Below are 21237 nucleotides of genomic sequence, written 5' to 3'. Positions count from 1 at the left end.
CGTCTCTGCCGGGAAATCAGCAGATATTTCCTAACGCGTTATGACCTTTTAACGTAAAAAAACCACGCCGTAGCGTGGTTCTGGGAGGGGGAATTACCGGGATAACCCGGTGCGATTGAAGAGATTCAGAAGAAGCCCAGTGGTTCGGTGCTGTAGCTGACCAGCAGATTTTTGATTTGCTGGTAGTGATCCAGCATCATTTTGTGCGTTTCACGGCCGATGCCCGATTTCTTATAGCCGCCGAAGGCGGCATGCGCCGGATAGAGGTGGTAACAGTTAGTCCAGACGCGACCGGCTTTGATTGCCCTGCCCACCCGATAGGCACGGTTGATATCGCGGGTCCAGACACCTGCACCCAGCCCATAAATGGAGTCGTTGGCGATGCTGATCGCTTCCGCCTCATCTTTAAAGGTGGTAATGCCAATCACCGGGCCAAAGATCTCCTCCTGGAAAACGCGCATGCTGTTGTTGCCTTTCAGCAGTGTCGGCTGGATGTAGTAGCCGCTGTTGAGTGAATCATCCAGCTTCTCAACGCCCCCGCCCACCAGCACTTCAGCGCCCTCCTGTCGGGCAACCTCAAGGTAAGAGAGAATTTTATCGAACTGCTGCTGCGACGCCTGCGCACCCACCATGGTGTCGGTATCCAGCGGATCACCACGTTTGATCGTTTTGACCCGCTTCATAACAGCCGCCATAAACGGCTCGTAGATCGACTCCTGCACCAGCGCACGCGACGGACAGGTACAGACTTCGCCCTGATTCAGGAAGCCCAGCACCACGCCTTCAGCGGCTTTCTCAATGAAGCTCTCTTCCGCCTGCATGATGTCTTCGAAGAAGATGTTTGGTGATTTACCGCCCAGTTCGACCGTCGAAGGGATCAGGCTTTTTGCTGCCAGCTCCAGAATATGACCGCCGGTCGCGGTAGAACCGGTAAAAGCGACTTTCGCGATGCCAGGATGGGAGGCCAGCGCTTCACCCGCCTCTTTGCCGAAGCCGTGTACCACATTGAGCACGCCCGGCGGCAGCAGATCCTTAATCAAATCGACAAAAATGGTGATCGACAGCGGGGTCTGTTCTGCCGGTTTCAGCACCACGCAGTTACCCGCACCCAGCGCCGGAGCCAGTTTCCAGGCCGCCATTAATAGCGGGAAGTTCCATGGAATAATCTGCGCCACCACGCCCAGCGGCTCATGGAAATGGTAGGCGGCGGTAAACTCGTCAATTTCTGCCGCACTGCCCTCCTGCGCCCGGACACAACCGGCAAAGTAGCGGAAATGATCGACCGCCAGGGGCATATCGGCTGCCAGGGTTTCGCGTACCGGTTTGCCGTTATCCCAGGTTTCATAGACCGCCATGGTTTCCAGATGCTGTTCCAGCCGATCGGCGATTTTCAGTAACAGCAGCGAGCGTTGTTGCGGCGAGGTCTTACCCCAGGCTTCTGCCGCCGCTGCTGCTGCAGCCACAGCGTTATCAACATCAGTAGCGTCTGAGCGCGGAAACTCACCGGCTGCAGAGCCGTTCACTGGCGAGGTATTGGTGAAGTAGTTGCCGTTCACCGGCGCAACAAATTCACCATTAATGAAGTTGCCATAATTCTTTTGTAGCGTAATCAGAGAACCCTGTTCTCCTGGGGCGGCATAACGCATGATCATTCTCCTGACAAGTGACTGATGCAACTTTGATGAAACTTATTATTAACATGAAGGATCATTAAGAGACTGTCAGGTCTGTTAACCGGAAACTGTGACCGCCCCGAAGGAATGGGTGTTTACGCTTCGTCTTTAGATAATTCCGACTTTTACCCAAAATGCTGGTCAGTGAGCAACTTGTGGGGCACAAAGGGGTCAACGTGAGGATGAATTCATTCTGGAGATGAGCATGCTGGCTTCAGCTATTACCCTGATGCGCGCTAAAGCCAATTTCGTGCATCAGTTTATCCGCAACCCGCGCAAGATGGGCAGCATCACACCTTCATCAGACGCGTTGTGCCGCACCATGATCGCGTCGGTGGAATGGCCTGAAACGTTGCGTATTGCCGAACTCGGTGCTGGCGACGGGGTTCTGACGCGGCAGATACTGGCGCAGATGGCACCCGATGCCACGCTGGATGCCTTTGAGATCAGCAGCATGCTGGCAGACAAGCTTAACGCGCTGGATGACCCGCGGATGACAGTACGCACCTGTTCAGCGGAGTACCTGAGCGGGGAATATGACGTGATCTTCTCCGGCCTGCCGCTGTTGTCATTACCGCCTGAACTGCGTGAGGCAATTCTGCGTGCGGTGTTTAACGCCCTCGGCCCGGACGGGGTCTTTGTGCAGTTCCAGTATACCTCGCTGACCCAGCCTGACCTGTCGCGCTACTTCACCTGGGAGCGCCAGCGGGTGCTGAAAAATGTGCCACCCGCCTGGGTTTATCGCTGCACGCGTCACTACGCCCCCTGAGCACGCGCCGCTGCCGGGCGCGTCTGTTGCCAGAATGCCACCAGCAACGCACGCGCCCAGTCTTTCCCTTCAATCTCGTTTGCCCCGTCCTCTTTACAGCCCTGCGGCAGACAGACATTCATGATGTGCCGTGAAAATTCGGGATGAAACTGCACCGATAGCGCCAGCGGCGAATAGCGTACAATCTGACAGCCATCGCGCGCAGACGCAGCCAGCACCTGAGCCTGAGGCGGCGCAGTGATGACCGACTGGCGATGCGACAGCCAGACGCTGAAATCGGATGGCAACCTCTGCAGTAGCGGATCGCGCTGCGCCTGACTTGTGCAGCGAATGGGTAACAGACCGCGTTCCCAGCCATTGGGATTATCCGCCACCTCGCCGCCCAGCGCATAGGCCATCAGCTGATGACCGTAGCAGACCCCTAGCAGCGGCAGACCCGTATCAATGGCTGCCCGAATCCATGCGGCGCTGCGTTCACTCCAGTCCGCGTGATCGGTGACCATCGCCCAGGAACCGCTGAGGATCGCCCCGGAAATCTGATCGAAATCCGGTAAAACCTCGCCCAGATGAGGCCGGACAATCAGGTACTCGTCGGGCTGCAGGTCTAAAGCATCGATAAACCAGCGCGGCTGTTCACCAATCGCCGAGACGACGTTTGCGGGCGGGACTTCAAGCTGAATTAACGCCAGAGGTAAAGCGAACGTATGGGGCATACCGAATCGGTTCCTGTGAGAAGTCGTTTCAAATCAGTCTGCCAGCAATGCGCCCGAAAGTCTCATCGGGCTGCGCCGTAATAGCGGAAAATTTCTTCCTGCTATTGGCTGGAATGCTGCAGTTCGTGCCATCATCAGCGGGCTAAGCAAAAAACAACGAAAGGACATTATCGTGGCTGTGCGGCATTTTTTTCTGATTCTGCTGGTGGTTTCTATCTGGGCTTTCAACAACGTCGCGGTGAAATGGGGCCTGATGGAGTTGCCGCCCCTGTTTCTGACGTTTATGCGCTTTGTAGTCGTGGCCATAGTGCTTGTGCCGTTTTGCCGCATTACCCGCCCGCAATTGTCCTGGCTATTGCTGCTGGCTTTCACGTTCGGGTTTATGCACTTCTCACTGCTGTTTGTCGGCCTGCGCTACACCGATGCCGGCACCGGCGCAATTGTAGTGCAGTTGGGTACGCCGATTGCGATGCTGCTGGCGATGGTGGTGCTGAAAGAAAAGCTGAAGCTGGTGCAGCTGATAGGCATTATGATCTCGCTGAGCGGCGTGGTGGTGCTGTCGGGCAGCCCGACGATTCCGTCGTGGTGGGTGCTCTGCCTGCTGTTGTGCAGCGCCACCGGCTGGGCAGTCAGTAACCTGATTGTGAAAAAGTCACCGCCAATCAAACCGCTGACCCTGACCGGATGGATTGCGTTTCTGGCGATTCCCATCGTCGGCGGTTCCAGCCTGGTGATGGAGTCGCATCAGCTTTATGCTCTGCAACATGCAGGCTGGCGGGGCTGGTTTGCTATTCTCTACAGCGCCATTGCATCCTCGATTGTGGCTTATACGCTGTGGTATATGCTGCTGAAGAAATACAACGTCAACCTGATCATGCCCTACTCGCTGCTGACACCGGTGTTATCGGTGCTGATGGGGATTGTAGTGCTGGATGACAGCCTCAACAGCTTCAAGATTATCGGGGCGTCGCTGGTGATCCTTGGCACCGCTATCGCAGTGATCAACCTGCGCAATCTACGGATGCACGCCCGCTTTCCGCGCCTGCGGCGACGGTAATCCTGCGTGCTATGCTTGAGAAATCACGCCACTCAGGAAGCACAACATGGACTCTCGGCTCACCATCTCTTTATGGCAGCAGATGCAGCAGGGATTGCGAGGTCGCGACGACGTCTTACCTCTTCCCGCGTTCATTGATCACGCCACCTTCTCCTCTGCCTTTGCCGTCAGTGAACTGGCGGCCACCAGCATCGGTCTGGCGACCCAGGCGGCGGCTGCGCTTGTCGCCGCCTCCCGCCCTGAATTCACCTCTCCGCCCGTCACCGTTAACGTCCGGCTGGCGTCACGCTGGTTTCAGCAGAGTTTTCACCCGCTGAATCGCGCGGCACCGGTGATGTGGGATCGGTTTGCCGGTGACTATCGCAGCCGGGATGGCTGGATCCGCCTGCACACCAACGCCGCGCATCACCGGCTGGCGATGGAGCAGGTGCTGGGCGCGCACGCCGATCGCGCCGCACTGGCGCAGGAGGTGAAACAGTGGCAGGCCACCAAACTGGAGCAGGCGATTATTGAAGCAGGCGGCTGTGCCGCAGAAATGCGCAGCGCCGCCGCCTGGCAACAGCATCCGCAGGGTCAGGCCGTGCAGCGCGAACCGCTGTTTAGCTGGCAGACCACCCAACAGGCACCTGCGCCGCACTGGCCGCTGCCCGAAGCCCGGCCGTTGCAGGGCATCAAGGTACTGGATCTGACGCGGATTATTGCCGGGCCAGTCGCCACCCGTTTTCTTGCCAGCCTCGGTGCCAGTGTGCTGCGCATCGATCCCCCTGGCTGGCAGGAGCCAACGCTGGATGAGGAGATGTGCGGCGGCAAGCGCCGTGCGGTACTCGATCTGACTCAGTTGGCAGACCGTGAACAGTTTATCCACCTGCTGCGTGAGGCGGACGTACTGGTACATGGCTATCGGGCGGATGCGCTGGAACGGCTCGGGTTTGACGCAGAGACACGTCAGTCACTCTCACCCGGTCTGGTCGATGCCGGTCTGAATGCCTGGGGTTGGCAGGGGCCGTGGCGCAATCGGCGGGGTTTTGACAGTCTGGTACAGATGGGGAGCGGCATTGCTGAACGGGGCATGCAGTGGCAGCAAAGTGACAAACCGGTCCCGCTGCCGGTTCAGGCGCTGGATCATGCCAGCGGCTATCTGCTGGCGGCGGCGGTGCTGGAGGGATTACGGCGACGCGTGACTGATGGTCACGGCAGCCAGGTCCGGCTGTCGCTGGCGCGCACCGCATGGCTGCTGCTGCAGCATCCCGCAGATCAGCGCTCCGGCTCCGGCATTGCGCCGCAGGTTAAGGATAACCTGAGCTGTTATGAATTAACGCCGTGGGGGTTTGGGGTGAGGCTGCGAGCGGCCGCCTGGCTGCCCGGCACCCCACAGATCTGCGCGACGCCAGGCTGTGCGCCGGGTACGCACCCGGCAACGTGGTGAAGCGAAACATTAGATAATTAGAAAAACAATGTTGATAGCATTAGATTTCTATCTTATTATTTACACCTGACTCAGGGACGAAGTTCATTAAAACGGGGTGCAGAATGGTCAGGGTAGACTGGTCCAGGCGGGCATTGAAGCACCTTATGAAGATCGACAAACGTTATCAGAAAATCATTTACCAGAAGGTGGGTGAGTTAGTCAGTTTCCCGGTCGTCACACTGGACATTAAAAAAATGCAGGGCAGCGATAATCACTACCGGCTGCGGGTTGGCAACTACCGGGTCCTTTTTACGTTAACCGGGGGCGAACCGGTGATTCTGGAAATTACAGAGGTAGCAAGAAGAACATCTGTCACTTACTAAAGCTTTTTGGATACCTGCATAGCCTTACGCACTCACGACCTCTGCTGCGATACACAATTACCCGGATAAACTATGTCAAAACAGTACATCTATGATGAAGCAGGCAAACCCCAGTTTGTGGTTTTGCCGGTGGCGGAATATGAAAGGCTGCTCTCGGCCAGCGATGGCGAATGGGAGACTATTCCTGTGGAGGCTGATGAGCACGACGATGAGACGATCCCGCACGACGTTGCAGGGATCATGATTGAGCAGGAAGTGAGTCTTCAGGCGGCCTGGCGCATCTGGCGGGGGCTTAGCCAGCATGATGTGGCTCAGCAGTTGGGAACCACGCAAAGTGCGATCTCTCAACTGGAGCGTATTGAAAGTAAGCCGCAGAAAAAGACGCGTGAACGTCTCGCAAAACTGTATGGCTGCCGACCCGAGCAGTTAATCCTGTAAGCCGATAGAGAGGGTTCAGGTGCCCGAAAAAAATCACGCCGTATCCAGGGAATCCCCCCAGAACCCATTGAGAAAGATGATTCAGCACTGTGCGCCGGGTACGCACCCGGCGACGTGGTGAATCAGGCGTCAGGCGTCTCTTCGCTGCTATCCAGCAGTTCGTTGTACATCGCCTGGATCGCTTCGCGGCTCAGCATCGCAAGAGTACGATAAAAAGCGGTGGTCGCGTGCGCTTCCACTTTACCCAGGAATGCACCGCACCACGGCAGCAGGTACTCTTCAAACAGCGCCATCTGCGCCGCGCTCTCATCTTCCGCTGACTGATCTTCCAGCCATGACGCCGCCAGCATCAGCACACCAAAATGATCAGCAGGCGCATCGCTCAGCGGCATTCCGCGTGAGGTTAAGAACGCACGCACTTCCGGCTCCGTTTTGCCTTCCGGCCACTGTGAGGCGTAAGGCGGCACATTGCAGTCGCTGCCAACAAACAACGCATTGTAATCGGCGGCCAGCGCCTGCGGATCGCTGTTTTGTTGCAGCCGGGTCAGCAGTTCATCCTGCTCCAGCGGCCACTGCGACTGCAGTTTTCCTTCGCGCAGCAGCGTGAACAGCGGTACCAGCAGCGGGTCCTGCGGCTGACGATTAAACAGTGAGCCGATCACGCGGCACAGAATGGAAAACTCATTCATGAGTCAGATGTCCTTGAGGCAAGTAAATTAAAAGTCAGCCAGTTCAGCAATAGGTTTGCCGCTGCGCAGCTCCAGAAAATCGAGCAGGCGGCGCGGCGTGACATTTAACACCCGATCCTCGGGAAAATCCACCTCGCGGGCAATACGCAGGCAGTGCTCGAAATGACCCAGTGTAAAAGCAGTATGCGAATCGGAGCCAAATGCCAGCCGTCCACCGGCATCGCGCACGGCGGCAGCGATAGCCCGGCAGTTCGGTTCACTGCCCGGACGCGAATGGGTAAAGGAGGAGTTGTTCAACTCCAGCGCCACATCGTAGTGCGCGGCTGCCTCGGCGATAGCCGTGATATCGACCGGGAATTTCGGGTTGCCTGGATGACTGATGATATGGACCAGCCCGCCCGCCATCGCAGCGATCATCGCATCCGTGTGATGTTTCCGGTCGCGCGGCGCATAAACCGGCTCGTGAAAACCGGCGACGATCAAATCCAGCGCATCGAGCATCGGGCCGGAACAGTCGATTTCGCCCTGCTGATTTTTAATATTGGCTTCGATACCGCGCAGAATACCCACGCCATCGATCACCCGAGGCCAGATGCGCATATTAATAAAGTGCCAGTAATGGGGCGCATCAGCCATGTCGGGGCCATGGTCGGTAATGGCAAACAGTTTCAGGGCGGTTTGCTTCGCCTGGGTCACGTAGTCGTGCAGCGTGCTGTAAGCATGCGTGCTGGCGATGGTGTGCATATGCAGATCTACCGGATACATCCTCTTCTCCTGCTGATTGCCCCTGACGGGGCAGGTTCATTAATAGCCGCGCTGACGATCCACCCTGCCCTGCGGCGGCTCGCCCGCTTGATCCTGAGTGATGGCGCGGGCGATGTAGTCGATAGCTTCGTCGATTAAGGTTACCGCCGCATTATGGGGCGTGATCGTGACGCGCGGATGTGACCAGAGCGGATGTGCTTCAGGCAGCGGTTCAACCTGAAACACATCCAGCGCCGCTGCTTTCAACTGACCGCTATTGAGTGCGGCCAGCAGATCCGCTTCCACCACCTGCGCGCCACGCGCGATGTTGAGGAAGAAAGCGCCGTGCGGCAGCTGCTGTAAAAAGGCGTGGTCGATAAGATTAATGGTCTCGTGCGTGCTCGGCAGCAGGTTAATCACCACCCGCGTCTCCAGCAGAAAGGCGGGCAATGCATCGCGTCCGGCAAAGCTGGTCACGCCGTCGATCGCTTTGGGCGAGCGGCTCCAGACGCGTAACGGGAATCCCCAGGGTTTAAGGCTTTCCGCCACACTCTGCCCCAGCACGCCCGCCCCCAGGATGCCGATAGTAAAGTTTTCACGCGTGTAAGCGGGCAGTGGCTGCCAGCACTGTTGCTGCTGCTGAAGACGGTAGTCGTCAAAACGACGGAACCAGCTCAGTACGCTTTGTACCGCATACTCCTGCATCTGTTGCGCCATACCGGTATCTTCCAGCCGGAACAGCGGCACACTGTCGGGCAGCATCTCAGGGTGCTGCTGCAGCTGTTTCAGAATTTCATCAACGCCTGCCCCCAGCGCAAAGACGCCACGCAGTGTGGCGCGTCCCTGCAGCATCTCTGCAGGCGGTGAACGAACCAGCGCGTAATCAGCCGGGCCATCGTCGCCTGGCTGCCAGGCACGCACCCGCGCCTGGGGCAGGCGCTGTTGTAAACCATTAATCCAGGCCGTTGCAGACTGCGACGGGTGATACCAGATGATCTCCATCCTGCTCTCCTTTTTTCTTTCAGCGTCGGGGAAAAGCGGGGTGAGAGCAAGAAAAAACCGGCGCAAAAAAGCGGTTTTTGCCATAAAAATAATTCCCGTGGCTTCACATTTCCGGCTCGCTTCAGGGTGAAGTGGTCAGATAAGGTCTAAAGTTGGTCCTGTGGTCAATGCGTTACACGCGGCCGCGTTTCGGACAAGGAGAAAAACCGATGACAAAAATTGAGGTAAACGCCGCCGAACGGCGTCAGCGTTATGCGCCCTTTCTGCTCACGTTGCTGCTGAGCGTTCCCGTCTTCACCACCCAGGCCGACGACAACAGCCGCATGCTGAATAATCAGCCGCAGCCACCTGACGTTCGTTTAGGACCGCTGTTTAATGCCGTGCAGCAGGCGAAGTTCTATCCCGATCAAAAGACCTTTGCTGATGCGGTGCCGAAATTCGATCCCGCCTCGATTCTTGCCGACTGGCAGATGCAGAAGAAACAGCGCAATTTCGATCTTAAGCGTTTTGTTGATGCCAATTTCACGCTGCCCGCTGCTGGCGACAAATATGTACCGCCAGCCGGACAAAACCTGCGTGACCACATTGATGGTCTGTGGCCGGTACTGACGCGCACCACCAGCAGCGCCGGTCAGTATGATTCGCTGCTGCCGCTGCCAAAACCCTATGTGGTGCCAGGCGGGCGCTTTCGTGAAGTCTATTACTGGGACAGCTACTTCACCATGCTGGGGCTGGCCGAAAGCGGGCACTGGGATAAGGTGCAGGATATGACGGACAACTTCGCCTCGCTGCTCGACCGTTATGGACACATCCCTAACGGCAACCGCAGCTACTACCTGAGCCGTTCACAGCCGCCGTTCTTTAGCCTGATGGTTGATCTTCTGGCGACCCACGATGACGGTAAAGCCTATACCCGCTATCTGCCGCAGTTGCAGAAAGAGTATGACTACTGGATGGCTGACAGCGATAAAGTCGCGGCAGGCGCAGCCAATAAGCGGGTGATTAAACTGGCGGACGGCACGCTGCTCAACCGCTACTGGGATGCGCGCGGCGTGCCACGCACCGAATCCTGGATGGATGACATTGCCACCGCCCAGAAAGCGCCGCAGCGTAATAAAGCTGAACTCTATCGCGAGCTGCGTTCCGGTGCGGCGTCGGGCTGGGACTTCAGTTCGCGCTGGTTTACTGATGCGCATAACCTGTCGACGATCCGTACCACACAGCTTGCGCCGGTTGACCTCAACAGCCTGCTGTTCCATCTGGAGCAGACCCTGTCGAAAGGCTACCAGATCAACAAGCAGAACGATCTGGCGAAGCAGTTTGCCGATCGCGCGGAGAAGCGCCAGGCGGCGATCAACCGTTATCTGTGGGACAGCAAACAGAACTGGTACGCTGACTATGACTGGCAGACAAAGCAGGTGCATCCGCAGCTGACGGCTGCCGCGCTGTTCCCGCTCTATCTGCAGGTCGCCAGTGATAAGCAGGCTGAAAGCACCGCCAGCGCGGTAGAGAAACAGCTGCTTAAACCAGGCGGTCTGGTCACCACCACCGTGAACAACGGCCAGCAGTGGGATGCCCCTAATGGCTGGGCGCCGCTGCAGTGGGTCGCCGTTGAAGGTCTGGAACATTACAACCAGCCGAAACTGGCGAAAGAGGTGGGATTACGCTTCCTGCAAAACGTTCAGAACACCTATGACCGTGAGCATAAGCTGGTGGAGAAGTATGTCGTTGACGGCAAAAATCTCGGTGGCGGTGGTGGTGGCGAATATCCGCTGCAGGATGGCTTCGGCTGGACTAACGGCGTTACGCTGAAACTGCTGGATAAGTATTGCCCGAAAGATAAAACCTGTAACAGCGCCCACGATATTCCGCAGGCGTCTGCCTCTCAACCCTGAACCTCTCTGGATACCTCTGGCCTCGCCGGGGGTGTCCAGACCTCATTTCAGCGAAATTTACTTGACCTTCTTTCATCAACAGGCAAAATTACAACGAATTTACAAAAGGTAATAATTCTCATTATGATAATGAGATTGCCTATCAAAAATTTTTTCACCTGCCTGAACCTTTGCCAATAAAGGAATTTTGATGAAACTGTCATTGTCGCTAAAAGGTTATGTCCCCCTCTGCACCCTGGCGCTAACCGCGCCTGCTGTGAGTTTTGCTGCCGATATGGTCGTCACTGCGCAACCGCAGGAGGATTCGACCTCGCCAACCCAGGGCTATCTGGCGACCACCAGCCAGGGTGCAACCAAAAGCGATCGTCCGCTGATCACCACGCCGCAGTCGATCTCCGTGGTCACCCGCCAGCAGATGCAGGATCAGGGCGCGCTGACCCTGAATCAGGCGCTGGGCTATAGCTCTGGCGTTTTCACCAACTTTGGCGGTGCCGCCACCCGTTACGACACCATTGCGCTGCGCGGCTTCCACGGCGGCGATGTCGATAATACCTTCCTTGACGGCATGCGGCTGATGAGTGACGGCGGCAGTTTCAACGCATTGCAGGTCGATAATGCGTTCCTTGAACGCATTGACGTGATCAAGGGCCCCTCTTCTGCGCTCTATGGTCAGACGGTGCCGGGCGGGCTGGTCAACATGGTGACTAAACGCCCTCAGTTCGCGGAAGAGGGTCACATTCAGTTGCAGGCGGGAAGCAACGGCACCACCGGTACGATGTTTGACTACACCAATGCCATTAACGACCAGTGGGCGTTTCGCCTGACCGGCGTGTCCCGCCACAGCGATACTCAGTACGATCACACCCGCGAAGAGAAATATGCGCTGATGCCGCAACTGATGTGGCAACCGGATGAAGATACCCACCTGATCCTGAAAGCCTATCTGCAGAAAGATCCGTCTGGCGGCTATCACGGTTCAGTACCGGGTGACGGCAGCATCACCGAGCACAACGGCTACAAGCTGAGCAACGGCTTTTATGAGGGCAACAGCGACCTCGATCAGTTCAAGCGCCATGAGCAGATCTACAGCTTCGATTTCGCCCACCGTTTTAATGACGTCTGGTCATTCTCCTCCACCGGCAGCTACAGCCACTCGAATGTCGATCTCGATCAGGTCTATCAGATTGGCTGGGACAGCGCGAATCCCGATCTGATGAACCGCTACTACTCTGGCGAACATTCGTCACTCTCCGCGTGGTCCACCGATAACCGTTTACAGGCGGAGTTCAGTACCGGCGAACTGGAGCACCGCGTCACGCTGGGTGCTGAGTATCATCGTTACAAAAATGAGATCAGTAAGGCGGGCGGTTCGGCCACGCAGCTTAATGCCCTGACTGGCGAGCAGGTGGGTGACATGCCTGATTACACCTGGGCGGACAAAACCCGCCGCTACTACCAGACCGGTCTCTATCTGCAGGATGAGATGAAGCTGGACCGCTGGCATCTGGATCTCTCCGGTCGTTATGACCGCATCGTCGCCAATAACAGCGGCAGCGACCGACGTCAGGATGATCACATCAGCGGTCGCGCAGCGCTGCTCTATGCTTTCGACAACGGTATCTCGCCTTATGTCAGCTGGAGCCAGGCGATTACCCCGACTGCGCTCACCGATCCCAACAATAACCTGCTGAAGCCGACCACCGCAGAGCAGTATGAAGCCGGGGTGAAATATCAGCCGGTCGGCACCCGCGATCTCTATAGCGTCGCGGTCTATGACCTGACGCAGAAAGATGTGGCAAACCGCGACGTGCTGACAGCGACTTATACGCCATCGGGCAAAGTGCATTCACAGGGCATCGAACTGGAAGCGCGTAATCAGTTAACCCCACGCCTGAGCACCGTGGCGAGCTATACGCTGAATCATCTGCGCTACAAAGATTCGGTGGATGGCAACGACGGACATACGCCGTATGTCACACCCAACAGCATGGCTGCACTCTGGGGTCACTATCAGTTTGATTACGGTCTGAGTGCGGGCGCGGGCGTGCGTTATATCGGCAAACAGTGGGCGGACAATGAAAACACCACTCGCCTGCCGTCTGTGACGCTGTTTGATGCGTCAGTGCGGGCCGATCTCGGCGTCTGGAACAGCAGCCTGAAAGGGGCCTGGGTGCAGGTCAACGCCAATAACCTCACAGATCGTACCTATGTGGCGGGCTGTTACGGCACGGGCTATTGCTACTGGGGCGCAGAGCGCAGTGTCATGGCGACAGTCGGATACGACTTCTGATTGCAAAATAAGAGATAAAAAAGGGGACGAAGCGATTCGTCCCCTTTCTTGTTTAAACCGTTACGGTCAACTGCGTACTTTGCGGTAGATAAACAGCACCACGATGGCACCGATAACAGCGACCACAAAACTTCCGAAGTTGAACCCATCGACGCGGCCGAAGCCAAACAGCGTACTGATCCAGCCACCGACGACTGCGCCGATAATACCCAGCACAATAGTCAGAATGAAACCGCCACCGTCTTTACCCGGCATAATCCACTTCGCCAGAATACCCGCGATTAAGCCAAAGACGATCCAGGAAATAATACCCATCTGTTGCTCCTTCCTTTTTATGATTAAATCGTGAACGCCTGATTAATCAAGCGGTTTACCGCGATAAGTATAGCCTGCTTTTGAAAAAATGCCTGCCCGCTCACAGTTATTATTGATGAATCGCGCACTAAAGCTTTTTTTTGCCGCGCCGATAAACGAGATGAGGTTTAAAACAGCCTAAGTAAAGCAACCCCCCTTGTGGAGCAGGACGTGAAAGAAGCCTACCAGGAACAATATTTAAAACGTGGCACGCTGGCGGTTCTTGGCGTTATGAAAGATCTGCTGGGATTGCAGACGCCATTACTGGTGCGCTTTCCGCGTGGACAATTTATCAGCCGGATGCTGGCTGCCGATGAAGATCGCCTGCTGTTTGACCTCGGCAGTAATAATCTGGATAACGATTATGCCCTTACCAGCGACGATCTCAGTATCACCGCTGAAACCTGGGGCGCGAAGGTGGAGTTCAGCCTCGTCTCGCTGGAAATTGTGGAGTTTGAGAGCTTGCCCGCCTTCAGCGCGCCGCTGCCGGAGCTGTTGTGGCAGATTCAGCGACGTGAGTTTTTTCGGATCAGCGCCCCACTGGAACCGCAGTTCTGGTGTTATACCGTGTGGCCAAATGGAAGGAAAACGCGCCTGCGGTTACAGGATCTGTCGCTGGGCGGTATCGGCGTGCTGGTGGATGAACCACTGCCGGAAGGGTTGCAGAATGGCGACAGCTTCAACGAATTCAGGGTCGATCTGGGCGAGTATGGTCACTTTGAAGTCCCTGTGAAGCTGCTGCAAATTGGTGAACGCAGTATGGTCACCGGCAAAAACGAAACCCGCATCGCACCCCGGCTGAGCTTTTGTTTTGCCACGCTGAACCCGACACAGGAGCGACAGCTTCAGCAGATTATTTTTGCCCTTGAGCGACTGGCTCGCGATAAATTGACCCGATTTCAGTAACCGCTTTACGGGTGCGCCACGCAGGTGGGCCGCATCCAGGCTATGCTTCTTGCTTGTTTTCTTTTAATCCGAAACCCAGCAAGGAGGCCCGCCCCAATGGAAAACTGGCTCTCTTCACATCGCTTTCACGCCCTCTTTTTTAATCAGGAACTCTGGCTCAATAGCACCATCGTGGTGGTCTCCACTCTGGTGATTTACTGGGTATTACGTACCCTGATTCGCTTTATCTCCAACCGGATTGCCCTTTACAGCGAACATCGTCATCTCCGCGCCATCGCGATTCTGGTGGAGATATTGCGCAGTACCAGCCAGAGCCTGCTGTTGATCTTTTCGCTGCTGATTTCCCTGAAATTTGTTGATCTGCCTGAATCCTGGAGCGTCACTATTGCGCACGGCTGGTTCCTGGCGCTGATTGTGCAACTCGCGCTGTGGATCGACTGCGGCATCCGACTGTGGCTGAAAAGCCTGCTGCGCGACCCGCTACACGTGCGGAACCCGGTGACGACGGTGATCCTGGGGATTATGCTGCGTGTCGTGGTCTGGATCATGATGTTCCTGGCCATTCTGTCGAACATGGGCATCAACATTACCGCACTGGTTGCCAGTCTGGGGGTTGGAGGTATCGCAATTGCGCTGGCGATCCAGACGGTGCTAAGCGATGTGTTTGCTTCGCTGGCAATAGGCTTTGATAAACCGTTTGAGCATGGCGATTTTATTGTCTTTGGTGACATTGCCGGTTCCATCGAGCATATCGGATTGAAAACCACCCGGCTGCGCAGTCTGAGTGGCGAACAAATCGTCTGCTCAAACACCATTCTGTTGCAGCAAACCATTCACAACTATAAGCGCATGCAGCAGCGCCGCATTGTCTTTAAGTTCGGTATAAGCTACGCCACGCCATCTGAGCAGGTTCGGGAGATCAGCCCGCTGGTAAAAGAGATTATTCAGGGCGTTGAAACTACTCGTTTTGACCGCGCCCACTTCCTGGCCTTTGAGGACTCAAAACTGACCTTTGAAGTGGTCTATTTTGTACTGGATGCGGATTACAACAAGTACATGGATATTCAGCAGGAGATTAACCTGCAACTGATGGCGGCCCTGGAAACGCGCAATATCCGCTTCGCCTTCCCGATTCGTCAGGTTGAGTTCAGCGGCGGTAATCTGCCGCCGGTCGATCTGGTTGCGGTGGAGAGTGAAGATGGCGAGGTGCGCAGAATGGCGCGCTAACCCGGCCCCGCCTTCCTGCCGCCAGGAAGGCGGGCATGGAAGCCGGTGCTGAGAGTTGAAGAAGATCCGGTGACCGGTATGGCTGTGGCGCAAGTCAAACCGCCTCCTCAGGTCGTCGGTCAGGAGAAACCACAGGCGATTCGTTGTACGCTGCTGGGTAGCACCATCAAGGTGCAGATCATCGACTACCCCACGGCGCGGCTGCTGCTCACGCCGCAGGATTAATTACCCTTGATCAGATGGTGCGGTAAGCCGTGGTGACCTTCCACAGGTAGCGCGGTGCCTGCGCCGCCGGATGCTTGTTCTGCACATGCTGATAGAACTCATCCGGTGACAGGGTGTTGATCATCGCAATGGCCCGATCGCGATCGCGGGAAAAGGTTCGTAGCAGCGCACCGGCACCGTTGGCATAAGAGACAATGGTGGCATAGCGAAGCGTCAGCGGATCGCGGATGCCCGACAGCGCGGAGTTCTGCAGGATACGGATATAGGCGGTGCCGATATCAATATTTTTGGCCGGATCGCGCAACTCAGCATTCGATGGCTGACCACGACGTCCCAGCGTGCGATAGACTTCGCGCCCGGCAGTCGAGGCTTTAATCTGCATCAGTCCCACCGCATTGGAACGGCTCACCACGCCCGGATTTCCACCCGACTCGACACTGATAATGGCGCTGATCAACTTCTCATCAACGCCATAATGACTGGCGGCATCTTCGGTAAACATTGCCCAGGTGCCATTGACACTGGACGGGGGTGCCTGAGTTAACGGCGTGTTGCGCTGCTTCACGGCATGATGTGGTGGCTCGCTGGCACAGCCGGTCAGGAGTAACGCTGAGAGTATAAGGTGTCGGATTTTCAGCAATTTTTCATCTCGTAGCTGTGGTGGCGAATGCTATCATACCCAGGCAGCCTGAGAGCAAAATTACCGTTTATCCTAAATACACTAAAATCCGGCGCGTACCGTGACTTCAGGGGCGCTTTTCGCCATCATCCCCGTATGCCAGGCGCTAACAGCAGGAAAGTATGATGATTTCACGTTCAGTTCGTCTTATCTCCCCCTCCGGTTACTGTCACAATCAGACTGCGGCGCTGCAGGGCATTGCGCGACTGCGTGCGGCGGGCCATCACGTCGAGAACGAGCAGGTGATCACCCGTCGTTTTCAGCGCTTCGCCGGTACCGACGCAGAACGCCTTGGGGATATCAACCAGCTTGCCAGCCTCAGCACGCTGCCCGACGTGGTGCTGGCGGTGCGTGGCGGTTATGGGGCCAGCCGGTTACTGGAGTCAATCAACTATATCGGCCTGCAACGCCGTCTGCTTAATCAGCCGCTGGCGTTGTGCGGCCACAGTGATTTCACCGCTATTCAGCTGGCGCTGCTGACACAGGCCGGCTTGATTACCTTTAGCGCACCAATGCTGGCGGGGAACTTCGGTGCCGCGACCTTATCTGAATTTACCCTTCACCACTTCTGGCAGGCACTGACATCACCTACAGTAGAGGTGAGATGGCAAAGCGAAACGCCAGATGAGGGCGAATGGCAGGGTACCCTGTGGGGCGGGAATCTGGCGATGATCAGCTCACTGATCGGCACGCCGTGGATGCCGCAGATTGAGAACGGCATTCTGGTCATTGAAGATGTGAATGAGCATCCGTTCCGCATCGAACGCATGCTCATTCAGCTGCAGCAGAGCGGCATTCTGGCGCGACAGCAGGCGATTGTCACTGGCAGCTTTACCAGCACTGCCCTGACAGAGTATGACAATGGATTTGACTTCAATACCGTCTGGCAGCGACTGCGTGACACCACCGGTCTGCCGGTGATCTGTGGATTAGATTTTGGTCATGCCGCTGACACCGTAACACTGCCTTTGGGCGCCAGCGCACGATTAGCGGTCAGCCAGGGCCATGCCCAATTGCAGGCGACCGGGCATCCCGTCCTACGGGAATAGAGTACGTTTCAGGAGATCGACATTGAAGCCGTTGTATGACGATTTGTGGATCTCAACCCCGGAATTTCCGGTGGAAGATGCCGTTAATGACCTAATGATGCATGGCTTTATGCTGCGTCACCCGCGCGGCAATCTGTTGATTGGCCGTGTAGAAAATCCATTGGATCATGAAGTGCTGGCCGATACCGGCGGTGTGATCCGACACTATCTGACCCACTGGCATGAATCCGCGCCCGGGGCAGCGGTGATCCAGCAACGCTTCAACAGCGCACTTTACTGCCATAGCCGATCGCTGGGACCTATCAGCCGTTTTGCTGAGCCTGATGACACTTTTTCGCAGCAGGAAACCCACTTCGGGGATTTCCACCTGCTGCCAACGCCAGGACACACGCCGGGCAGTTGTAGCTATCTCTATACCTCGCCGCTGGGGCTGACCTATCTTTTTGTGGGCGATAGCGTGACACGTTCGCATGATCGCTGGGTTACGGTGCTGGTGCCGGACAGTAATCCGGCTGAGCTGAGTCAGACACTGGAATTTTATCGCTCGCTGCGTCCCGACGTGGTGCTGATGAGTACCACGCGCGGGCATCTCTCCTGGAAAAAAGTCACGCTGCAAAGCTGGCTCGCCGCAATTGATGAGGCCGAACAGCATCCGCTGGATCTGCGTCAGCAACCGCTGTTCTGATTACAATATTTTGGTCAGATAGTGCCGCTGATGATGACCCAGGTAGTTCGCCAGACTGAGCCGCAGGATGTAGCCATGTTTTTCATAAAACGGCCGCGCCTGAAAACTGGCGGTATCCACCTGAGCATAGTGGCAGCCGCGATCCCGCGCCTCCTGCTCGGCGGCCTGCATCAGCTGACTGCCTGCACCCTGCCCGCGTTGCGCCTCACTCACCCAGAGCATATCAATCCGCAGCCAGTTACCGGTGGTTGAGCCGGTCAGTCCGGCCAGCTTATTACCCTGCTCATCACGAATAAACACACCTATTGGCCTGATCTCATTCACATCATAAAATTTGCTGTTGAAGGCATTCAGACCCAGTCTGACCTCATCCAGATCCTGCGCGGTGACCTTGTCGGTAATCTCAGTTTGCATGGTGGCTCCCGGATTTTAGTATCGGCGTGCTGATGATCGTCGTAACGTTCCAGAATGAAAGCATCTGCGTCGCGTTTTTCGTAGCGACTAAAGCCAGCCTTTTATCACTGTCGCGATAGACGTGGCTGAACGACTTCAGGACCTGTAAATGAAGTAATCGGAGTGCGAAAAAAGCTGAAAGTTGAAATTTGAAAGTTGAGAAAAAATAAAGTAATTCGACCAGCCTGACAAGCTGCCACACTGGCCGGGTAGTGATTAGTCAGCGGCCACCTCGGCAGCCAATAACATCAGTGCCAGCCCGGCATTCTCAATATCATAAGCCTGCATCGCTGCACGAATATCCGCTGAGCAGGCGAGCACCTGTTGCTTCTTATCGGCTTCCAGCTGGTCAATCGCATGGCGAATAATCATTAGACTTGCTTCTTCTTCTTTCATCATTTATCCCTGGATTTGCCTAAGTGGTGCGCAAAGAAGCCAAGAATAACGTTTATTGATAAGCAAAGTCACCCTTTTACATTCCTGTTGCTTACCGATTAAACAAATCACAAACAGGAGGCGCAGCGGAAACTGCTATGATTGAGTGATTGGTGGCGCAACAGGACAGACTCTGTGCCATAAAACGCCCAGGGATTGAAGCAGGTAAAAATTATGATGCGACTCAGCATTTTTCTCCTCATCGCGATGGTGACTGGATGTTCATCTGGCCCGAAAGGGGTGGAATGTCCCGGTGAGGTTTCGACACTTTATGGTCAGTCGATGGGACAGACTCAGGGCGTGATTTTTGATCTGGTTAATGCCTTTACCGTGACCCGGGAGAATATCAGCGTTGAGAGTGGCCCGCTGCAATCGCTGGATCGGTTTAAATATATCCCGTCCGCAGTGACGCGTGAGGGCTATTATGCGCAACGCCTGTCAGATAAGCAGTTCCGCCTGATCAATCCTTACCAGGACACCCAAATCACCTGGACCTGTCCATAAGGGATGAATCCTGCTGCCAGATCGTTTATTGTCAGAAAACGTCAAGCAGCAGGTCTCCCCGATGGAAAAGCGTCTGGATAACAACGGTTATATCGACTTCCCCTTCCCCGCCACCCGTAATGCGGATGGCTCCGTGAATCCCTGTGGTTTTGATCTGACGCTGGAAACCGGACGCCTTGAGGAGATCGCGGTGCTGAACCGTTCAGTAAATCTTCGGCGGCTGGTCGAGGAGATCAACTTACAGGAGGGGCTGTTTATGACCCTGGCCTGCGACTGGCAACAGCAGGCAAATGCGGTCTGTGGCTTCATTGATGTAGCTTTTCGTCCCGATTTGCCGCAACACGGCCATGAGGAGGCATTGCAGCTGGAAGCGAGCTTTAACCGCTACCTGGCCGGGCAGGAAAAGCACCATCAGATGCCCGCTGAGACGCTGGTCAATTATGCCCGTTCGGTACTCGACTGGAGCTGGTCACCGCTGCGCCAGCGTCAGCGCGATTATGAAAAGATCACCATTCAGTTCTATTGTCCGCAGGCTGATGACGCCGAATGGTGTTTTGATCATCTGCGTCATTTCCTGGTGAGCGTTTACCCGGCCTGCGTCGCAGCCCGTTCACTCTGACCCCTTTTGCCCCCGGAGTTGCTATGCGTTCTGTTGCGCTGTCTGCTGTCACACTGTTCTGCTCACTGTTTTTTGCCGCTGCTGCTCAGGCCGATCGCTGCCAGCAAATCCGCGCCGGTCTTGATATCGGTTCCGGTACCACCAAAATTGCAGTAGCGCGCGTCAATGTCTGCCAGCTGCGCATCGAAAAAATGCTGTATCAGGATCAACGCGCCGTGGGCTGGAACGAAGCGTTAGCGCATTCAACAGATAATCAACTTAGCCCGGCGATGACCCAGGAAGGCGCTGCCGCACTGCAGCAGCTTATTACGCAAGCACAGCGCTTTCACCCACAGCGGATCAGTGGCGTAGCCACGGCGGTGTTCCGCAATGCCAGTAACGGTCAGGCAGTCATCCAACAATTGCAGCGCCAGACCGGTGCGGAAATCAGCATCATCTCGCAGCAACAAGAAGCGAAACTCGGTTTTCTTTCCGCTAAAGCTGCCCTTAACGATCCGGCGATTCGTGATGAACAGTTGCTGGTCTGGGATATTGGCGGTGGGTCGATGCAGATGACCGCCTGGCAGCAGCAGGGTGGCAAGTTGGTGGCGGATATCTATCAGGGCAGACTGGCCTCAGTGACGCTGAAGAACTTTATTCTGACGGTGCTGAAGAATACCCCGGAAGCCAAATCCCCCAATCCGATCGGCTCCTGGCGGCAGTCGGTGCTGCGCTTTGTGCAGTTTTATGCTGCTAATGAAGTCAGCCCGCAGATCAAACAGGATGTGGCTGGTCGGCGGGTGATTGGCATCGGGGGCGTACACGGTTCTTCCTTGCGTAATCAGTTACCGGGCAAACCCAACAACTATACGCTGGCGACATTAAAGCAGTTGTCGCAGCAGCAAGTCTGGAAGGGCGACAGTGAACTGTCGGGCAACTACCGGGCCACGGATGTCAGCAATCTTTTACTGGTTGAAGGTTATATGCAGGCGCTGAAAATTGATAAGGTCACGATTGTTGAGGCCAGTCTGATTCAGGGCGTGCTGCTGCAGTAGCGCAGC

Annotated in this window: 24 protein-coding genes; 15 read left to right on the top strand and 9 right to left on the bottom strand. The window is 56.0% G+C overall.

What is annotated here, in order from left to right; all coding sequences use genetic code 11:
• Nucleotides 1-125: 125 nt before the first annotated feature.
• Nucleotides 126-1646: an acetaldehyde dehydrogenase ExaC gene (exaC, locus tag WFO64_RS04120; RefSeq protein ID WP_337009165.1), complete on the bottom strand. Its 1521-nt coding sequence runs from the start codon at nucleotides 1644-1646 to the stop codon at nucleotides 126-128.
• A 232-nt stretch (nucleotides 1647-1878) separates the two neighbouring features.
• On the opposite strand from exaC, the gene WFO64_RS04115 reads away from it, so the two are divergent.
• On the top strand, nucleotides 1879-2442 hold the full coding sequence (locus WFO64_RS04115) for a class I SAM-dependent methyltransferase (RefSeq protein WP_337009164.1): 564 nt from the start codon (nucleotides 1879-1881) through the stop codon (nucleotides 2440-2442).
• Here WFO64_RS04115 and WFO64_RS04110 read toward each other — a convergent pair.
• A complete protein-coding gene (locus WFO64_RS04110) occupies nucleotides 2430-3155 on the bottom strand; it encodes a glutamine amidotransferase (protein WP_337009161.1) in 726 nt (241 codons plus the stop codon). The two genes, WFO64_RS04115 and WFO64_RS04110, sit on opposite strands and share 13 nt — an antisense overlap.
• Nucleotides 3156-3327: 172 nt before the next feature.
• Between WFO64_RS04110 and WFO64_RS04105 the strand changes: the two genes are divergently transcribed.
• The 4 genes from WFO64_RS04105 to WFO64_RS04090 all read left to right on the top strand — a co-directional run bounded on the left by WFO64_RS04105 (nucleotide 3328) and on the right by WFO64_RS04090 (nucleotide 6441).
• Nucleotides 3328-4212 (top strand): DMT family transporter, encoded by an 885-nt coding sequence (locus WFO64_RS04105; RefSeq protein ID WP_337009159.1) that lies wholly within the window; start codon nucleotides 3328-3330, stop codon nucleotides 4210-4212.
• A gap of 46 nt (nucleotides 4213-4258) precedes the next feature.
• Entirely contained in the window at nucleotides 4259-5638 is a 1380-nt protein-coding gene (locus WFO64_RS04100) for a CoA transferase (RefSeq protein ID WP_337009157.1), read from the top strand.
• A 104-nt stretch (nucleotides 5639-5742) separates the two neighbouring features.
• On the top strand, nucleotides 5743-6003 hold the full coding sequence (locus tag WFO64_RS04095; protein ID WP_033757353.1) for a type II toxin-antitoxin system RelE family toxin: 261 nt from the start codon (nucleotides 5743-5745) through the stop codon (nucleotides 6001-6003).
• 72 nt (nucleotides 6004-6075) lie between these two features.
• The gene (locus tag WFO64_RS04090; protein ID WP_010669893.1) at nucleotides 6076-6441 is read left to right on the top strand and encodes a helix-turn-helix domain-containing protein; all 366 of its coding nucleotides are present in this window, start codon (nucleotides 6076-6078) and stop codon (nucleotides 6439-6441) included.
• A gap of 122 nt (nucleotides 6442-6563) precedes the next feature.
• On the opposite strand, the gene WFO64_RS04085 is transcribed toward WFO64_RS04090, so the two are convergent.
• The 3 genes from WFO64_RS04085 to ghrA are packed head-to-tail and all read right to left on the bottom strand — an operon-like array spanning nucleotide 6564 to nucleotide 8876.
• Nucleotides 6564-7130: a TorD/DmsD family molecular chaperone gene (locus tag WFO64_RS04085; RefSeq protein ID WP_010246159.1), complete on the bottom strand. Its 567-nt coding sequence runs from the start codon at nucleotides 7128-7130 to the stop codon at nucleotides 6564-6566.
• Between the two features lie 27 nt (nucleotides 7131-7157).
• Nucleotides 7158-7895: a phosphatase gene (locus tag WFO64_RS04080; protein WP_337009155.1), complete on the bottom strand. Its 738-nt coding sequence runs from the start codon at nucleotides 7893-7895 to the stop codon at nucleotides 7158-7160.
• A 39-nt stretch (nucleotides 7896-7934) separates the two neighbouring features.
• Nucleotides 7935-8876: a glyoxylate/hydroxypyruvate reductase GhrA gene (gene ghrA / locus WFO64_RS04075; RefSeq protein ID WP_337009153.1), complete on the bottom strand. Its 942-nt coding sequence runs from the start codon at nucleotides 8874-8876 to the stop codon at nucleotides 7935-7937.
• 209 nt (nucleotides 8877-9085) lie between these two features.
• Between ghrA and treA the strand changes: the two genes are divergently transcribed.
• Nucleotides 9086-10771, top strand: coding sequence for an alpha,alpha-trehalase TreA (treA, locus tag WFO64_RS04070; RefSeq protein ID WP_337009151.1), 1686 nt, complete (start codon nucleotides 9086-9088; stop codon nucleotides 10769-10771).
• A 190-nt stretch (nucleotides 10772-10961) separates the two neighbouring features.
• Nucleotides 10962-13061: a TonB-dependent siderophore receptor gene (locus tag WFO64_RS04065; protein WP_337009149.1), complete on the top strand. Its 2100-nt coding sequence runs from the start codon at nucleotides 10962-10964 to the stop codon at nucleotides 13059-13061.
• Between the two features lie 66 nt (nucleotides 13062-13127).
• On the opposite strand, the gene WFO64_RS04060 is transcribed toward WFO64_RS04065, so the two are convergent.
• Nucleotides 13128-13376 carry a GlsB/YeaQ/YmgE family stress response membrane protein gene (locus tag WFO64_RS04060; RefSeq protein WP_031375306.1) on the bottom strand — a complete coding sequence of 83 codons (249 nt, stop codon included), beginning with the start codon at nucleotides 13374-13376 and terminating at the stop codon, nucleotides 13128-13130.
• 210 nt (nucleotides 13377-13586) lie between these two features.
• Between WFO64_RS04060 and WFO64_RS04055 the strand changes: the two genes are divergently transcribed.
• From WFO64_RS04055 to WFO64_RS04045, 3 genes are all read left to right on the top strand, one after another.
• Nucleotides 13587-14321 carry a flagellar brake protein gene (locus WFO64_RS04055; protein WP_337009147.1) on the top strand — a complete coding sequence of 245 codons (735 nt, stop codon included), beginning with the start codon at nucleotides 13587-13589 and terminating at the stop codon, nucleotides 14319-14321.
• Nucleotides 14322-14417: 96 nt separating this feature from the next.
• Entirely contained in the window at nucleotides 14418-15548 is a 1131-nt protein-coding gene (locus WFO64_RS04050) for a mechanosensitive ion channel family protein (protein WP_337009145.1), read from the top strand.
• Between the two features lie 45 nt (nucleotides 15549-15593).
• Nucleotides 15594-15773: a hypothetical protein gene (locus WFO64_RS04045; RefSeq protein ID WP_337009143.1), complete on the top strand. Its 180-nt coding sequence runs from the start codon at nucleotides 15594-15596 to the stop codon at nucleotides 15771-15773.
• Between the two features lie 10 nt (nucleotides 15774-15783).
• On the opposite strand, the gene emtA is transcribed toward WFO64_RS04045, so the two are convergent.
• Nucleotides 15784-16413: a membrane-bound lytic murein transglycosylase EmtA gene (gene emtA / locus WFO64_RS04040; protein ID WP_337009141.1), complete on the bottom strand. Its 630-nt coding sequence runs from the start codon at nucleotides 16411-16413 to the stop codon at nucleotides 15784-15786.
• A 164-nt stretch (nucleotides 16414-16577) separates the two neighbouring features.
• On the opposite strand from emtA, the gene ldcA reads away from it, so the two are divergent.
• Nucleotides 16578-17501 carry a muramoyltetrapeptide carboxypeptidase gene (gene ldcA / locus WFO64_RS04035; RefSeq protein ID WP_337009508.1) on the top strand — a complete coding sequence of 308 codons (924 nt, stop codon included), beginning with the start codon at nucleotides 16578-16580 and terminating at the stop codon, nucleotides 17499-17501.
• A 22-nt stretch (nucleotides 17502-17523) separates the two neighbouring features.
• Nucleotides 17524-18186 carry an MBL fold metallo-hydrolase gene (locus tag WFO64_RS04030; RefSeq protein ID WP_337009139.1) on the top strand — a complete coding sequence of 221 codons (663 nt, stop codon included), beginning with the start codon at nucleotides 17524-17526 and terminating at the stop codon, nucleotides 18184-18186.
• Here WFO64_RS04030 and WFO64_RS04025 read toward each other — a convergent pair whose 3' ends face one another.
• Together WFO64_RS04025 and WFO64_RS04020 are read right to left on the bottom strand one after the other, a co-directional pair.
• Nucleotides 18187-18600 (bottom strand): GNAT family N-acetyltransferase, encoded by a 414-nt coding sequence (locus WFO64_RS04025; RefSeq protein WP_337009137.1) that lies wholly within the window; start codon nucleotides 18598-18600, stop codon nucleotides 18187-18189. It lies immediately after the preceding gene.
• A 255-nt stretch (nucleotides 18601-18855) separates the two neighbouring features.
• Complete coding sequence (locus tag WFO64_RS04020) at nucleotides 18856-19035, bottom strand: hypothetical protein (protein WP_337009506.1); 180 nt, start codon at nucleotides 19033-19035, stop codon at nucleotides 18856-18858.
• Between the two features lie 213 nt (nucleotides 19036-19248).
• On the opposite strand from WFO64_RS04020, the gene WFO64_RS04015 reads away from it, so the two are divergent.
• The 3 genes from WFO64_RS04015 (at nucleotide 19249) to WFO64_RS04005 (ending at nucleotide 21231) form a co-directional block, all read left to right on the top strand.
• The gene (locus WFO64_RS04015; protein ID WP_337009135.1) at nucleotides 19249-19578 is read left to right on the top strand and encodes a hypothetical protein; all 330 of its coding nucleotides are present in this window, start codon (nucleotides 19249-19251) and stop codon (nucleotides 19576-19578) included.
• Between the two features lie 61 nt (nucleotides 19579-19639).
• On the top strand, nucleotides 19640-20197 hold the full coding sequence (locus tag WFO64_RS04010) for a hypothetical protein (protein ID WP_337009133.1): 558 nt from the start codon (nucleotides 19640-19642) through the stop codon (nucleotides 20195-20197).
• Between the two features lie 23 nt (nucleotides 20198-20220).
• Nucleotides 20221-21231, top strand: a complete 1011-nt coding sequence (locus tag WFO64_RS04005) for a Ppx/GppA phosphatase family protein (RefSeq protein WP_337009131.1) — start codon at nucleotides 20221-20223, stop codon at nucleotides 21229-21231.
• Nucleotides 21232-21237: the final 6 nt, after the last annotated feature.

Origin of the sequence: Pantoea sp. AS142 (assembly GCF_037152305.1) — a bacterium.
Classification (GTDB): domain Bacteria; phylum Pseudomonadota; class Gammaproteobacteria; order Enterobacterales; family Enterobacteriaceae; genus Pantoea.
Note: the sequence above shows the minus strand (reverse complement) of the source record. Positions and strands in the feature narration are given on the sequence as shown.

Bases quoted from the DNA above. Each gene is read 5' to 3' on its own strand.
- exaC (WP_337009165.1), bottom strand. From the start codon at position 1,646: ATGCGTTATGCCGCCCCAGGAGAACAGGGTTCTCTGATTACGCTACAA.
- WFO64_RS04115 (WP_337009164.1), top strand. From the start codon at position 1,879: ATGCTGGCTTCAGCTATTACCCTGATGCGCGCTAAAGCCAATTTCGTG.
- WFO64_RS04110 (WP_337009161.1), bottom strand. From the start codon at position 3,155: ATGCCCCATACGTTCGCTTTACCTCTGGCGTTAATTCAGCTTGAAGTC.
- WFO64_RS04100 (WP_337009157.1), top strand. From the start codon at position 4,259: ATGGACTCTCGGCTCACCATCTCTTTATGGCAGCAGATGCAGCAGGGA.
- WFO64_RS04095 (WP_033757353.1), top strand. From the start codon at position 5,743: ATGGTCAGGGTAGACTGGTCCAGGCGGGCATTGAAGCACCTTATGAAG.
- WFO64_RS04090 (WP_010669893.1), top strand. From the start codon at position 6,076: ATGTCAAAACAGTACATCTATGATGAAGCAGGCAAACCCCAGTTTGTG.
- WFO64_RS04085 (WP_010246159.1), bottom strand. From the start codon at position 7,130: ATGAATGAGTTTTCCATTCTGTGCCGCGTGATCGGCTCACTGTTTAAT.
- WFO64_RS04080 (WP_337009155.1), bottom strand. From the start codon at position 7,895: ATGTATCCGGTAGATCTGCATATGCACACCATCGCCAGCACGCATGCT.
- ghrA (WP_337009153.1), bottom strand. From the start codon at position 8,876: ATGGAGATCATCTGGTATCACCCGTCGCAGTCTGCAACGGCCTGGATT.
- treA (WP_337009151.1), top strand. From the start codon at position 9,086: ATGACAAAAATTGAGGTAAACGCCGCCGAACGGCGTCAGCGTTATGCG.
- WFO64_RS04065 (WP_337009149.1), top strand. From the start codon at position 10,962: ATGAAACTGTCATTGTCGCTAAAAGGTTATGTCCCCCTCTGCACCCTG.
- WFO64_RS04060 (WP_031375306.1), bottom strand. From the start codon at position 13,376: ATGGGTATTATTTCCTGGATCGTCTTTGGCTTAATCGCGGGTATTCTG.
- WFO64_RS04050 (WP_337009145.1), top strand. From the start codon at position 14,418: ATGGAAAACTGGCTCTCTTCACATCGCTTTCACGCCCTCTTTTTTAAT.
- ldcA (WP_337009508.1), top strand. From the start codon at position 16,578: ATGATTTCACGTTCAGTTCGTCTTATCTCCCCCTCCGGTTACTGTCAC.
- WFO64_RS04025 (WP_337009137.1), bottom strand. From the start codon at position 18,600: ATGCAAACTGAGATTACCGACAAGGTCACCGCGCAGGATCTGGATGAG.
- WFO64_RS04020 (WP_337009506.1), bottom strand. From the start codon at position 19,035: ATGAAAGAAGAAGAAGCAAGTCTAATGATTATTCGCCATGCGATTGAC.
- WFO64_RS04015 (WP_337009135.1), top strand. From the start codon at position 19,249: ATGATGCGACTCAGCATTTTTCTCCTCATCGCGATGGTGACTGGATGT.
- WFO64_RS04010 (WP_337009133.1), top strand. From the start codon at position 19,640: ATGGAAAAGCGTCTGGATAACAACGGTTATATCGACTTCCCCTTCCCC.
- WFO64_RS04005 (WP_337009131.1), top strand. From the start codon at position 20,221: ATGCGTTCTGTTGCGCTGTCTGCTGTCACACTGTTCTGCTCACTGTTT.